This window comes from Duganella sp. GW821-FHT07F09, assembly GCF_059418705.1.
Map to the genome: position 1 here is coordinate 164683 of NZ_JBWKQJ010000006.1, position 14109 is coordinate 178791.

Consider the following 14109-nt stretch of genomic DNA (forward strand, 5'->3'; position numbering starts at 1 on the left):
GTCGCATCGTCGTCGGGGTCGTGTTACAAAATTACTTAGTGGAATTATGCACGGAAAATTGCCCTGCAAGTCACACACCAAGCAAAAAACCTCGGGGCGGGCTATTATCGCGGCTCAATTTCCACATAGGACCACGCCATGACCACTTTTTCCATGTATTCCGCCTCGATCCCCGTGTTCAGGCAGATCCTCAACAGCCTGCTGGCCATCCTGGACAAGGCCGAGGCCCACGCCACCGAGAAAAAGATCGAGCCGGCCGCGCTGCTGCAGTTCCGCCTGTTCCCCGACATGCTGCCGTTCACGCGCCAGATCCAGATCGCCTGCGACTTCGCCAAGGGCGCGGCCGCGCGCCTGGGCGGCCTGGACGTGCCGTCGTACGAGGACACCGAGGTGAGCTTCGCCGACCTGAAGGCGCGCATCGTCAAGACCCTGGCCTATATCGACGGCGTGCCGCAGGCGGCCATCGAGGGCAGCGAGGGGCGCGCCATCACCACCGGCAGCGGCGAGAAGACCAAGCATTTCACCGGCCAGACGTATTTGTTCCACTACGCGCTGCCGCACTTCTTCTTCCACGCCACCACCGCCTATGACATCCTGCGCCATAACGGCCTGGACATCGGCAAGAAGAATTTCATCGGCACGTATTGATGGAGTCGGCCGGGGACCCCGGCGGCGTCTGACGATTGATATGACCGGGGAATCCGGCGTTGTCTGGACCACGTAGGGCGGATTAGCGTAGCGTAATCCGCCATGCATGCGCCGTCGGCGGCTCATAGATGGCGGATTACGGCGTTCCGCCTAATCCGCCCTACGTGATTGCCGTGATCTTCCGCGTTACCCGTTCGTTACTTATTCCGGCGCGGGTAACCCTGCGCCAGGATGCGCTGCCACACCACTTCCTTCTGCTCGGCGCTCATCGACACCCAGTGCGCCACCTCCACCACGCTGCGCCCGCAGCCGCGGCAAATCTCGTCGAACGTGGTCGAACACACGGCCACGCACGGCGTGTCCGGCCGCACCGGCGGGTCGCCCTTGCCCTCGCTCATCCCTTCACCTGCAGCAACTTGTCCCAGGCGTCGTGCCCGAGCGCGCGCAAGGTGGCGATGTTCTTTTCGAAAATGTCCGATGCCTCGGGGAACGCCTCCACCGCGCGCTCGACGCTGTCCTCGCGCAGCAGGTGCAAGGTCGGGTACGGCGAACGGTTGGTGTAGTTCTCGATGTCGTTCTTGTGCGTGTCGGCGAACTGGTAATCCGGGTGGAAGCTGGCCACCTGCAACTCGCCGTCGAGCTGCAAGTCCTCCAGCGCGGCGTCGGCCACGTCAAGGAACTCGTTGTAGTCCTCGAAGTCGGCCAGCACGTTGGGGTGGATCAGCAGGGTCGTGTCGACCTTTTCGGGGTCGGCGTCGGCCAGGTATTGCAGCTCTTCCATCAGCTTTTCCAGCAGTTGCTCCGGCGTGTCGGCGTCCGACACCACGTAACGGATCTGGCCCTTGACATGGACGGCCTTGGCGAACGGGCACAAGTTGAGGCCGATGACGGCCTTTTCCAGCCAGTCGACGGTGTTGGCGACGACGGCGTCGTGATCGGTGGCGCTACTACTCATGATGCGATTCCTTGAAGACGCTCTTAAAGGCGGAATTGTACGCATTCTTTGCGCCATCTCATACTCCGCGCAATGTGCCGCCATCTTCGGCTTATCTGCCCGGAACTGTTGCATAAAATAAAGGTCATATGCCTGACATAATCCTTGACTCATCAGGACGACCTTCGTACACTCCACGTTTATTCATGGTCGGTTCGATGTTTCACAGTCGACAACAATGGAAAACTATGCTTCCTCGAATTCCTAAACGCGCCGCGCTGGCGACGCCCCTGGCGGCCTTGCTGGCGCTGCTGGCGCCGACCGCCAGCCACGCCTACGACGAGGCCGCCGGCCTGGCCTTGTCCATGCCCCCGCCGGCCGCGCCCGCGCCGCTCGCGCTCACCGCCCTGCCGAAGTCCCCCGCCCTCGACCTGTCCTCCCTGAAAATCAACAAGCCGGCCAAAGCGGCCGACGACGATGCTTTCCGCGAGAAGGACGTATGGGGCCGCATCCGCAGCGGCTACGCCATCCCGGACCTCAACAACGACCTGGTGGCCAAGCACACCAAGTGGTACACGGCCCGCCCCGACCACATGGCCATCACCACCGGGCGCGCCTCGCGCTACCTGTTCCACGTCGTCACCGAGCTCGAAAAGCGCGGCATGCCGACCGAGCTGGCGCTGCTGCCGTTCATCGAGTCGGCCTTCAACCCGGAGGCGCTGTCGCACGCCAACGCCGCCGGCATGTGGCAGTTCGTGCCGGGCACCGGGCGCGACTTCAACCTCAAGCAGGACGCCTTCAAGGACGAGCGCCGCGGCATCCTGGCCTCGACCGACGCCGCGCTGACCTACCTGCAGCGCCTGTACGACATGTTCGGCGACTGGCAACTGGCGCTGGCCGCCTACAACTGGGGCGAGGGCTCGGTGCAGCGCGCCATCGCCAAGAACCAGGCCGCCGGCAAGCCGACCGACTTCCAGAGCCTGTCGGCGCTGATGCCGACCGAGACGCGCGAATACGTGCCGAAACTGCAAGCCGTCAAAAACATCATCGGCAACCCGACCCAGTTCGGCGTGACCCTGCCGCCGGTCGACAACACGCCCTATTTCACCGCCATCGACAAGACCAGCGACATCGACCTGACCATCGCCGCCCACCTGGCCGAGCTGTCGGTGGCCGAGTTCAAGGCGCTCAACCCGCAGTTCAAGCGCCCGGTCATCACCGGCGACGAGCAGACCAAGATCCTGTTGCCCAAGGAAAACGCCGCCAAGTTCCAGCTGAACCTGGCGCAATGGGGCAAGGATCTGTCGACCTGGACCACGCACAAGATCACCAGCGCGCGCGAGAGCATCGGCGCGCTGGCGTCGCGCTTCCACACCACGCCGGAAGTGATCCGCCAGGCCAACAACATTCCCCAGCGCTCCATGCTCAAGGCCGGCTCGACCATCCTGGTGCCCAAGGTGTCGACCTCGGCCTATCTGGACATCGCGCCCGAGGTGGCCGACAACGCCACGATGGCGTTCGAGGCCGAGCGCGCCGGCAAGGTCGCCAAATCGGGCTACAAGCGCGCCGGCGCCACCAAGGCCGCCAAGGGCGGACCGGTGTCGCTGGTCAAGGCGCGCGTGCCGCGCGACGCGGCCAAGGGCAAATCGGCCCGCAAAACCAGCAACTGACCGTTGTTCGGTTCCCCGCCCAGCCCCGGCCGGCCCGCATGGCGCCCGGGGCGGCGGCGATCAAAGGTTGCAGTCGAAGCTGACACGTCCTACAATCTCGCACTTGCGTGGCAGGCGAACGGCCTCACACCCTAAAAACAACCCCCACTGACGTCGCCCCGCCCGCTGTCCGAGCCGGCGCCGGCGCGCAGTCGCAATCGGAGTCATCATGGCGTTCTTGCAAGGCAAAAAAATCCTCATCACCGGTCTGCTGTCGAACCGTTCCATCGCCTACGGCATCGCCAAGGCCTGCCACCGCGAAGGCGCCGAACTGGCGTTCACCTACGTCGGCGAACGCTTCAAGGACCGCATCACCGAATTCGCCGCCGAATTCGACAGCACCCTGGTGTTCGACTGCGACGTCTCGAGCGACGAGCAGATCGCCGCCGTGTTCGCCGACCTGGGCAAGAGCTGGCCGCAGCTCGACGGCCTGGTGCACGCGATCGGCTTCGCCCCGCGCGAAGCGATCGCCGGCGACTTCCTCGACGGCCTGACGCGCGAGAACTTCCGCATCGCCCACGACATCTCGGCCTACAGCTTCCCGGCCATGGCCAAGGCGGCGCTGCCGCTGTTGAAGGAAGGCTCGTCGCTGCTGACCTTGTCGTACCTGGGCGCCGTGCGCGCCATTCCCTACTACAACACCATGGGCCTGGCCAAGGCGTCGCTGGAGGCGTCGGTGCGCTACCTGGCCGAGAACCTGGGCAAGCTGGGCATCCGCGCCAACGGCATCTCGGCCGGCCCGATCAAGACCCTGGCCGCGTCCGGCATCAAGGACTTCGGCAAGCTGCTCGGCTTCGCCTCGTCGCACGCGCCGCTGCGCCGCAACGTCACCATCGAGGAAGTGGGCAACACGGCCGCCTTCATGCTGTCGGACCTGGCCTCGGGCATCACCGGCGAGATCACCTACGTCGACGGCGGCTTCTCGCACGTGATGGGCCTGAACGCGGAAGACTACCTGTAAGCCTACCCGGCAGTCCCCGCCGCCAAACGCCCCGCACGCGGGGCGTTTTCACGTCCGCCGAAAAAACCGGGGTCAGGTCCGACATTCGGACATTCGGACCCAAATGGGGAACTTTTAAGCCCTCAAAAAGTTCCTCGATGTCCGAATGTCGGACCTGACCCTGCCGTCTTGACCCTGCCGTCTTGTGGGCCTCCCGGCTTGGTATTGACGTTTACGACAATATTTAGATGTCATGACGCAACAACCGATGCAACCGGGATGCAAGCCGCTTTGGTTCCCGCCCGATTGTTGCTATTGTCTTTCCCACCAGAACGGATCATCCACCTTCTTAGAACAGGCGCGGCCACGAGCCGCCCGGGATCACGGGGACACCATGCTCGACCAGGTAAACGTCAGGACGCGTTTTCTCATCCTTATCGGCTGCTTCGTGGCCGGCTTCGGCCTCTACGGCGCCTGGTCGTTCAAGGCCCTCAACGAGATCCAGGTCAACGGCCCGATCTACCAGCGCATCGTGCAGAGCAAGGACTTGATCGCCGATATCCTGCCGCCACCCGAATACATCATCGAGTCCTACCTGGTGTGCCTGCAGATGGCCAACGTCGGCCAGTCAGATGGCGCCGCCGCCGGCGATGCGCGCCAGGCGCTGGCCGGGCGCCTGCGCGCCCTCAAGGCCGACTACGACACCCGCCACGCCTACTGGCGCGGCCAGGACCTGCCCGGCCAGATGGGGCCGCTGATGCTGGAGCGGGCCCACGCGCCCGCGCTGGCCTTCTACGCCACCGCCTTCGACACCTTCCTGCCGGCGCTGGCCAAGGGCGACCAGGACGGCGCGGCGGCCGCGCTCAAACGCCTCGGCGGCCTGTACGAGACGCACCGCAAGGTCATCGACCAGGTCGTCCAGCTGGCCACCGCACAATCCGCGCTCGACGAGGCGGTCGCGCGCGAACGCATCGCCGCCGCGCAGTGGCAGTGCGCGCTGATCCTGGCGGCCGCGCTGGCCGCCAGCGTGGCGGCCGCCAACCTGATCATGCGCGGGCTGCGCCGCCAGCTCGGCGGCGAGCCGGCGCTGGCGGCCGGCATCGCCCGCCGCATCGCCGCCGGCGACCTGGCCGTCGACGTCCAGTTGGCCGCCGGCGACCGGGCCAGCCTGCTGCACGCGATGCGCGACATGCGCGACCAGCTCGGCAGCATCGTCACGCAGGTGCGCGCCGGCACCGACGCGGTGACCTCGGCGTCCGGGCAGATCGCCGCCGGCAACGAAGACCTGTCGTCGCGCACGGCGCAGCAGACCAGTTCGCTCGAGGCGACCGCCGAGGCCATCGGCGCGCTCAACGGCGCCGTCCAGCGCAATGCCGACAACGCCCGGCGCGCCAACGCGCTGGCGCTCTCGGCCTCGGACGTGGCGGCCCAGGGCGGCGCCGTCGTCACCCAGGTGGTCGACACGATGGGCGCGATCAACCGGGCCTCGCGGCGCATCGCCGACATCATCGGCGTGATCGACGGCATCGCCTTCCAGACCAACATCCTGGCCCTGAACGCGGCGGTCGAGGCGGCGCGCGCCGGCGAGCAGGGGCGCGGTTTCGCCGTCGTCGCCGGCGAGGTGCGCAACCTGGCGCAGCGCAGCGCGGCGGCCGCGCGCGAGATCAAGGGGCTGATCGAGGAATCGGTCGAACAGGTCGACACCGGCGCCGCGCTGGTGGACCGGGCCGGCGCGACGATGACCGAGATCGTCGCCAGCGTGGCGCGGGTGACCGACATCATGGGCCAGATCGACGCGGCCAGCCTGGAGCAGACCGACGGCATCGCCCGCATCGGCGCAGCGGTCGGCGGCATCGACCAGGCCACGCAGCAAAACGCCGCGCTGGTCGAGCAGGCGGGCGCGGCTGCCGCCCTGCTGCACGAGCAAGCCAGCCACCTGGCGCGCGTGGTCGGCGTGTTTTCGCTGGCGCCCGGCAACTCCGGGGTCAGGTCCACTTTTGCTACACAAGCTCTGCACTAAATTGCCGCCGGCGCCGCCCCACGGCCGGGTCCGTGTAGTAATGGTGGACCCGACCCCGGAGTAGTTTTGCTGCGGCGCACACTAAAACCGCCAATTAACTGTACAGGCGGGGCCAAACTACTGTATAGTGTCGCCTGTGCGCTGCAGTGAGCGCGCCGCGACAACCAGCGGCGCCGATTGATCAGCCAGGTATTACTAGCAGCTACGCAAGCCTTAGCGCATCATCCTGATGTCGCTTATGAAGCCCTCCCGCCTTTGGTGTCGCACCTGACACCGTCCCGGCGCAAAGCTTTTGTGCCGAAATTTCTTTCGATTTTGATTGAGTCATTTCGTTTTGGTAGGCGTTGCTATTTCGCGTTCGGCGTTTGCACGGGCGCAGGTTTTTTACGAAAGAACAGCATGACATTTGAAGCACTAGGTCTCAACACGTCCATCATCAAAGCCCTGACCGACGCCGGCTACACCGCGCCGACCCCGGTTCAGCAGCAGGCCATCCCTGCCGCCATCGCAGGCAAGGACTTGTTGGTTTCCTCGCAAACCGGTTCCGGCAAGACCGCCGCATTTATGCTGCCGTCGCTGCACCGTTTGTCCGAGATCGACCCGGCCGCCGCCGGCAAGACGCCGAACCAGGAAATGCAGGCCGCCCGCGCCCGTGGCGAGCGTCCGCGTTTCAAAGCCGCACAGCCAAAAATGCTGGTGTTGACCCCGACCCGCGAACTGGCCCTGCAAGTGACCTCCAATACCGACAAATACAGTGTCAACCTGCGCCGTTTGAAGGCCGTGTCGATCTTGGGCGGTATGCCTTACCCGAAACAGATGCAACTGCTGGCCAAGAATCCCGAGATCCTGGTGGCCACCCCTGGCCGTCTGATCGACCACATGGAATCGGGCAAGATCGATTTCTCGCAACTGGAAATCCTGGTGCTGGACGAAGCCGACCGCATGCTGGACATGGGTTTCATTGACGACATCGAAAAAATCGTCGACGCCACCCCGTCGACCCGTCAAACCATGCTGTTCTCGGCCACGCTCGACGGCGTCGTCGGCAACATGGCGCGCCGCATCACCAAGGATCCGCAAGTGATCCAGGTGCTGAGCGCCGCCAACAAGCATGAGAACATCACCCAGCGCGTGCACTTCGTCGACGACCTGTCGCACAAAAACCGCCTGCTCGACCACCTGCTGCGCGACGACTCGCTCGACCAGGCCGTGGTGTTCACCGCCACCAAGCGCGACGCCGACACCATCGCCGACCGCCTGAACATCGCCGGTTTCTCGGCCGCCGCGCTGCATGGCGACATGCACCAGGGCGCCCGCAACCGCACCCTGGACAGCCTGCGCCGCGGCCAGGTCAAGATCCTGATCGCCACCGACGTCGCCGCCCGCGGCATCGACGTGCCGACGATCACGCACGTGTTCAACTACGACCTGCCGAAGTTCCCCGAGGACTACGTCCACCGCATCGGCCGCACCGGCCGCGCCGGCCGCAATGGTCTGGCGATCTCGCTGGTGAACCACGCCGAAGGCATGAACGTCAAGCGCATCGAGCGTTTCACGAAACAGCTGATCCCGGTCAACGTCATCGAAGGTTACGAGCCGAAGAAGACCGCCTCGGCGGCCCGTTCGACCTCGCGTCCAGGCGGCTGGAAGCCGGGCGACAACCGCACCGGCGCCAAGCCGGGCCAGCGCACGTTCAGCAAGCCTAGCGCGCCGCGCAAGGAAGGCAGCACCGGCGGCGGCTACAAGGGCAGCAACCCGCGCAGCACCGACGGCGCCCGCCGCAGCTACGGCGACCGTTAATCGTCATCGTTAGCGCAGCGTAAGCCACAAATCGAAGCGGCCGCCAGAGCGATCTGGCGGCCGCTTTTGCGTCCGGGCGCCGGACGGCTGGCGCGGCGCATGGCTTTTCAGCTAACATGGCTGCCTGCACCGGCGCGCTCGCCGCAGGTGACGCCTAACCAAGGATTCATTTTTGCTAGTTCGCCAGTTTATCAGCACGATACGCGCCCTCCACGTGATCGGCGCCATCGGCGTCATGCGCGTCGTCGCCGGCCTTTTGCTGGCCAGCGCCAGCTTGCACGGCGTCGCCGCCGAAAGCGCGGCGGCGCTGCTCGCCCAGGCGCGCCAGGCGGTCGGCGGCGACGCCTGGCGGCAGGTCAAGACCCAGCACACGCAATTCGTGCGCACCTACCTCGACCACGACGAAGCGGGCAGCAGCGACCTCGATTTCGCCAGCGGCCGCTATGCGCAGCGCATCCCCACGTCGGCGGTGGCGCGCCTGATGTCGCGCTCGGACGGCCGGAACTTCTGGCGCCAGCGCATGGGCAAGCTGGAAAAGCAGGAAGGCCCGGGCCGCGATCCCGAGCTGCACCTGGGACGCCAATCGTATGCCTGGTGGTTCGCGCGCGGCGGCAAGGCGCGCCGGCTGGAACTGAAGGCGCCGCGCCGCCACGCCGGCGTCGACTACGCGGTCGTGCGCGTCGAGCTCGCATCGGGCATCGCCTTCGATTACTGGATCAACAACACCACGCGCCGCATCGAGCGTCGCCAGGAGGTGGTCGACGGCAAAACCTTCACCATCGACTACCGCGATTTCCGCCGCGTGGGGGCCGTCACCCTGCCCTTCGAGGAAAGCGTGCGCGACGCGAAAGACAGCGCCGACGAGGAAACGCTGCGCGTATCCACCATCGTGCTCAACCGCCCCGCCGTGCAGATGGATTTCTCCTTGCCGCAGCCGGCCGTCATGCAGGGCTTCTCGGCCCAGCGGCCGGTCGTGACGGTGCCGTTCGAGCCGTGCCAGGCGCACATCTGCGTGATGCTGACGTTGAACGGACAGGGCCCGTTCAAATTCATCCTCGACACCGGCGCCCGCAACGTCATCAGCGACAAGCTGTACCGGCGCCTGCGCCTGCCCGCGCAGGGCGTGGCCGTCTTGTCCGGCCTCGGCCAGCAGACCGAGCGCGGCGTGCTGACCACGGTGCAACAGATCGGCATGGCCGGCCTGACGCTGGAGCGCCAGGCCTTCTTCACCAGTCCCACCCTCGACAACCTGCCGATCGACGGCACCATCGGCTACGAGTGGCTGTGGCTGACGCCGACGTTGATCGACTACGCCGCGCGCCAGCTGACCTTCCACGACCCCAACAGCTTTGTCTATCGCGGCCGGGCCGCCGCCACGCCGCTGTCGTTCCATGACAAGACGCCGCAGATCGAAGCCGTGCTCGACGGCCTGCCGGGCAAGTTCACCATCGACACCGGCAGCGACTTCTCGCTAACGATGAGCAAACCGTTCGTCGACCGCTACGGTCTGGTGGAAAAATACGGCGCGGGCGACACCGTGCAGACCGCGCAAGTCATCGGCGGCACCACCCAGGTGCTGACGACGCGCGGCAAGCTGTTCGAGATGGGCGGCGTGCAGATCGCCGACCCGACCTTGGAACTGTCGACGCGCGGCGGCGGCACGCTCAACAGCCCCACCCTCGCCGGCAACATCAGCAACGGCATCTTGCGGCAATTGAACATCCTGTTCGATTACCAGGGCGGCAAGGTCTATATCGAGCCCAACAAGGTGACGTCGGCCGAGTAGTTCACAGCCCAGCAGGCAACAATTTGTATCGTTCACACAATATCCGCGACGGCGGGCCGTCTACACCTACATGCCGCCGCCTACACCCACCACCACCGACCAGGACCAAGCCATCACCGCGACGGTGTTGCGCGAGCGCTCGAAACTGGGCAGCTTCATCCGCCGCCGGGTGGCCGACCAGACCGACGCCGAAGACATCCTGCAAGACGTCTTCTACGAATTCACCCAGGCCCACCGCCTGCCCGAGCCGATCGAGCAAGTCAGCGCCTGGCTTTACCGCGTCGCCCGCAACCGCATCATCGACCGCTTCCGCAAGAAAAAGGAAGTGCCGCTGGACGACATGGTCGACGAGGATGGCGAAGCCTACCGCCTCGACCTGCTGGTGCCGTCGGCCGATGCCGGCCCCGAACACGCCTACCACCGCGCCGTGCTGCTCGAACAACTGCAGGCGGCGCTAGAAGAATTGCCGCCCAACCAACGCGACGTCTTCATCGCCCACGAACTCGACGGGCTGAGCTTCAAGGACATGGCGCTGCAAAGCGGCGTGTCCGTCAACACCCTGCTGGCGCGCAAGCGCTACGCCGTGCTGCACTTGCGCGCAAGGCTGCAGGACCTGTACAACGAATGAAAGGAGAGTTGAAATGATGAAATACAAACTGCTGCTCATCCCCAAGATGCTGGTTATCATGGCGCTACTGGGCTGGATCGTCATGCTGCTGTGGAACTGGATCGTGCCCCACCTGTTCTCCGGCGGCGCGCCACTGGATTATTGGCGCGCGCTCGGCCTGCTGGTGCTGTGCCGCATCCTGGTCGGCGGCTTCGGCGGCCGCCACCACCACCATGACGGCGGCGCGCAACGCTGGCAGCGCTGGCAGGCGATGACGCCGGAGGAGCGCGAACAATTCCGCGCCGCCCACAAGGGCCGCTTCTGGGGCCACGGCCGGGAATGGAACAAAGAAAACACCAAGGAATAACAATGACAAAAACCGACGCCGCCGTCGCGGCGAATTTCACACCGTATCAAAAAATCGTCGTCGCGATGCTGGCCTTCCTGCAGTTCGCGGTGATCCTCGACTTCATGCTGATGTCGCCGCTGGGCGCGGTGATCATGCCGGCCCTCGACATCGGGCCGATGGAGTTCGGCCTGGTGGTGTCGGCCTACGCCTTCAGCGCCGGTGCCTCCGGCCTGCTGACGGCCGGCTTCGCCGACCGCTACGACCGCAAGAAGCTGCTGCTGTTCTTTTACACCGGCTTCATCCTCGGCACCGTCTGGTGCGGCCTGGCGCAAAGCTTCGAGAGCTTGCTGGCCGCGCGCGTGGTCACCGGCCTGTTCGGCGGCGTCATCGGCTCCATCGTGCTGGCCATCTCGACCGACCTGTTCGCGCCGCAGCTGCGCGGCCGCGTCATGGGCTTGATCCAGACCGCCTTCGCCGCCAGCCAGGTGCTCGGCATCCCGATAGGCATTTATCTTTCAAACAAATGGGACTGGCACATCCCCTTCCTCGCCATGGCCGCGTTCGGCCTGGCCGGCGGCCTGCTGGTCGCGTGGAAAATGCAGCCGGTCAACGCCCACTTGGACCAGCCGCAGCGCCACAGCCCGTGGGTCCACCTGTACCGCACGGTGACCGTGCCGCGCCACCTGCTGGCCTTCTCCATCACCGCCCTGCTCACCACCGGCGGCTTCATGCTCATGCCCTTCAGCAGCGCCTACATCGTCAACAACCTCGGCATCGACATGCAGCACCTGCCCACCGTATACCTGGTCACCGGCCTGTGCACCATCTTCGCCGGCCCGCTGATCGGCCGGGCCGCCGACCGTCGCGGCAAGTTCCCCGTGTTCGTGTTCGGCACCGCGCTGTCGATCGTGATGGTGGTGGTCTACACCCACTTGGGCACCATCCCGATGTGGGCACTGGTGGCGGTCAACGCCCTGATGTTCGTCGGCATCTTCTCGCGCATGATCCCGTACCAGGCGATGGCCGCGTCGGTGCCGCCGGCCTCCCAACGCGGCGCGTTCAACGCCATCAGCGCGTCGATCCAGCAACTGTCGGGCGGCGTGGCCTCGGTCGTGGCCGGCCACATCGTCACCCAGGCGCCGGACGGCAGGCTGCAGCACTTCAGCGTGATCGGCTACGTGGTCGTGGCCACTTCGCTGGTGGCGCTGACACTGGTGTGGCGGCTGCAACGCGGCCTCGCGGCCGTCCAGCCGGCCCTGTGACCCGGGGTTGGCGAGCGCTCAACATTGGCGAAAATTCCAATCCTATTAGTAAAATTCAATTTAATTGCCACATGGAACTATTTGGAATTATAATGAGCGGAGTGATTCTCAATACTCAACTCGAAAGGGAGGAATTCCATGAACGCCAGAAATATGGATGCGGCTTGCCTGCGGGCGCTGCGCCGCCGCGGACACTCCGACAGCAGCATCAACGCGATGAGCCCGGAGGAGGCGTTTTGTGAATACTGCGCCTACCACGGCATCATGAACCTGGTGCCGTCGACCTTGCAGATGCTCGACAAGCTGCGCAGCGAACAGCCCCCGCAATGAAAAAAGGCCGCCGGAATCAACCGGGCGGCCTTTTTTCTTTGAGAACGACGAATTAACGGTAAAACGCTTCGACCTTGCCTTTGAGCTTGATCAGCATCGGATTGCCCTTGCGGTCCAGGCTTTTACCGGCCGGAACCTTGATCCAGCCTTCGCTGATGCAATATTCGTCGACGTCCAGACGCTCTTTGTCGTTGAAACGGATGCCGACATCGTGTTCGAACACGGCGGCGACATGGTGCGGGCTGCGCGGATCGATCGACAGACGATCCGGCAGCGGAGGGAGTTGAGTAGTATCGTTCATCCCGCCATTATATCAGCTGGTTTTGAAGATCAGCTGCGCCACGCGCTGCAATTTCGGGTACACCACCGGCACCGTCAGCATGGTGCTGCCGATGGCCATCAACAGCAGCGCCGTGAAGGTGCCGTTGGTGATGATGCCCTTGTCGAGCAGGATGTTGACGAAGATGATCATGATCAAGGCCTTGGTTTGCAGCAGCCAGCCGATGATCGACGCCTCGCCCGGTCCCCATTTCAGGATTTTCCCGGCCAGGTGGACGCCCGCCAGCTTGCCGCTGACCGACGCCACCAACAGCACCGCCGCCGCCACGAACACGGCCGAGCCGCCCACCTCCCAGTTGGTGCGCAGGCCCGTGCTGAGGAAGAACACCGGCATCACGGCCATCAGCACGTTGGCGCGCAGGAAGTCCATTTTCTCCTGGTTGAACCAGTCCGTATCCATGACCGCGCCGGCCAGGAAGGCGCCGACCATGTAGTGCAGGCCGGACCAGTCGGCCGCGAAGGCGCACACGGCCAGCCAGATGAACGCGATATACCAGCGGTCGCGCTCCTCGAGCCGCACCATCATCGCGCGGAACAGCTTGGTCGCCAGCGAGAACACCAGCAGGAAGCCGGCCTGGCGGCCCACCCGGTCCCAGTCGAGCAGGATCACGGCTAGCACGCCCCAGATGGCGATGTCGTCCAGGCTGGCGTAGCGCAGGATGCGCTGGCCGATCGGCTGACGCAGGATTTCCAGCTTTTCCATCAGCAGTATCAGGATCGGCAACGCGGTGACGGCGCACGCCATGCCCACGCCGAGCACGAACTGCCAGTCCTGCGCCTTCGGTCCCACCCAGCCGGCGTAGCCGAGCATGCCGAGCGCGGCGACGCAGCCGAACACCAGCGGCATGCCCAGCGCCAGGCCGGCCGTGATCGTGCTCTCGCGCCGGTGCTCCCAGGCTTTTCTCAAATCGAGTTCGATGCCGGCGATCATCACGAAGATCATCACCGCCCACCAGGCGATGCCGTTGAGCGACTGCACTACTTGGGGATTGAAGACGAAACTGTAGTACTCCGGATAGGCGCGGCCCATGATGCCCGGCCCGAGCAAAATGCCGGTGATGATCTGCACCACCACCAGCGGCGCGTAGTAGTCGGTGCGGCCGAAGCGCCAAATCAGATACGGCACGCTAAAGATGATTAACATCGCGATCAAGAAGATCTCGGTGGTGCCCATGTGCATAAAATGTCCCCTGCTTATATTGTAGTTTGAGTAAAAGTCGCGCCGCCGCATGGAGGCGTAACTTTAGGCAATATTGTATGGTGAAAGCGCTAACGGAAGTGATCCCAGGTTAATCTTTTCATCGTCCCGCCCAGCCACGCCCCTGTAGTCCGGATCAAATCGTGTGGTATACGCCACAGCGGTCCCGGGCGCGTTGCACCGCCGC

The 14109-nt window shown here is 64.8% G+C and carries 14 protein-coding genes; 10 read left to right on the plus strand and 4 right to left on the minus strand.

The genetic code is table 11. The features are described from left to right. The first annotated feature begins 138 nt into the window (after positions 1 to 138). Positions 139 to 648: a DUF1993 domain-containing protein gene (locus AC07P1_RS17355; RefSeq protein ID WP_494696995.1), complete on the plus strand. Its 510-nt coding sequence runs from the start codon at positions 139 to 141 to the stop codon at positions 646 to 648. 197 nt (positions 649 to 845) lie between these two features. Here AC07P1_RS17355 and AC07P1_RS17360 read toward each other — a convergent pair whose 3' ends face one another. Together AC07P1_RS17360 and AC07P1_RS17365 are read right to left on the minus strand one after the other, a co-directional pair. Then, positions 846 to 1046: a DUF1289 domain-containing protein gene (locus AC07P1_RS17360; protein ID WP_315218447.1), complete on the minus strand. Its 201-nt coding sequence runs from the start codon at positions 1044 to 1046 to the stop codon at positions 846 to 848. Beyond that, positions 1043 to 1603 carry a DUF1415 domain-containing protein gene (locus tag AC07P1_RS17365; protein WP_494696996.1) on the minus strand — a complete coding sequence of 187 codons (561 nt, stop codon included), beginning with the start codon at positions 1601 to 1603 and terminating at the stop codon, positions 1043 to 1045. The genes AC07P1_RS17360 and AC07P1_RS17365 overlap by 4 nt, the downstream gene beginning before the upstream one ends. Before the next feature lie 227 nt (positions 1604 to 1830). On the opposite strand from AC07P1_RS17365, the gene AC07P1_RS17370 reads away from it, so the two are divergent. The 9 genes from AC07P1_RS17370 (at position 1831) to AC07P1_RS17410 (ending at position 12385) form a co-directional block, all read left to right on the plus strand. Continuing rightward, entirely contained in the window at positions 1831 to 3252 is a 1422-nt protein-coding gene (locus AC07P1_RS17370) for a transglycosylase SLT domain-containing protein (RefSeq protein WP_494696997.1), read from the plus strand. A 208-nt stretch (positions 3253 to 3460) separates the two neighbouring features. Next, positions 3461 to 4252, plus strand: a complete 792-nt coding sequence (gene fabI / locus AC07P1_RS17375) for an enoyl-ACP reductase FabI (protein ID WP_330919408.1) — start codon at positions 3461 to 3463, stop codon at positions 4250 to 4252. 373 nt (positions 4253 to 4625) lie between these two features. Beyond that, a complete protein-coding gene (locus tag AC07P1_RS17380) occupies positions 4626 to 6251 on the plus strand; it encodes a methyl-accepting chemotaxis protein (RefSeq protein WP_494696998.1) in 1626 nt (541 codons plus the stop codon). A 399-nt stretch (positions 6252 to 6650) separates the two neighbouring features. After that, positions 6651 to 8051 carry a DEAD/DEAH box helicase gene (locus tag AC07P1_RS17385; RefSeq protein WP_494696999.1) on the plus strand — a complete coding sequence of 467 codons (1401 nt, stop codon included), beginning with the start codon at positions 6651 to 6653 and terminating at the stop codon, positions 8049 to 8051. Positions 8052 to 8223: 172 nt separating this feature from the next. Beyond that, complete coding sequence (locus tag AC07P1_RS17390; protein WP_494697000.1) at positions 8224 to 9837, plus strand: retropepsin-like aspartic protease; 1614 nt, start codon at positions 8224 to 8226, stop codon at positions 9835 to 9837. Positions 9838 to 9907: 70 nt separating this feature from the next. Beyond that, entirely contained in the window at positions 9908 to 10465 is a 558-nt protein-coding gene (locus AC07P1_RS17395) for an RNA polymerase sigma factor (RefSeq protein ID WP_494697001.1), read from the plus strand. A gap of 16 nt (positions 10466 to 10481) precedes the next feature. Further along, complete coding sequence (locus AC07P1_RS17400; protein ID WP_494697247.1) at positions 10482 to 10811, plus strand: hypothetical protein; 330 nt, start codon at positions 10482 to 10484, stop codon at positions 10809 to 10811. 2 nt (positions 10812 to 10813) lie between these two features. Next, positions 10814 to 12055: an MFS transporter gene (locus AC07P1_RS17405; protein ID WP_494697002.1), complete on the plus strand. Its 1242-nt coding sequence runs from the start codon at positions 10814 to 10816 to the stop codon at positions 12053 to 12055. A gap of 138 nt (positions 12056 to 12193) precedes the next feature. Further along, entirely contained in the window at positions 12194 to 12385 is a 192-nt protein-coding gene (locus tag AC07P1_RS17410) for a hypothetical protein (protein WP_494697003.1), read from the plus strand. Between the two features lie 52 nt (positions 12386 to 12437). On the opposite strand, the gene AC07P1_RS17415 is transcribed toward AC07P1_RS17410, so the two are convergent. Together AC07P1_RS17415 and AC07P1_RS17420 are read right to left on the minus strand one after the other, a co-directional pair. Continuing rightward, complete coding sequence (locus AC07P1_RS17415; protein WP_090320741.1) at positions 12438 to 12686, minus strand: DUF3297 family protein; 249 nt, start codon at positions 12684 to 12686, stop codon at positions 12438 to 12440. A 12-nt stretch (positions 12687 to 12698) separates the two neighbouring features. Then, positions 12699 to 13904, minus strand: a complete 1206-nt coding sequence (locus AC07P1_RS17420) for a cation:proton antiporter (protein WP_494697004.1) — start codon at positions 13902 to 13904, stop codon at positions 12699 to 12701. Between the last annotated feature and the right edge of the window lie 205 nt (positions 13905 to 14109).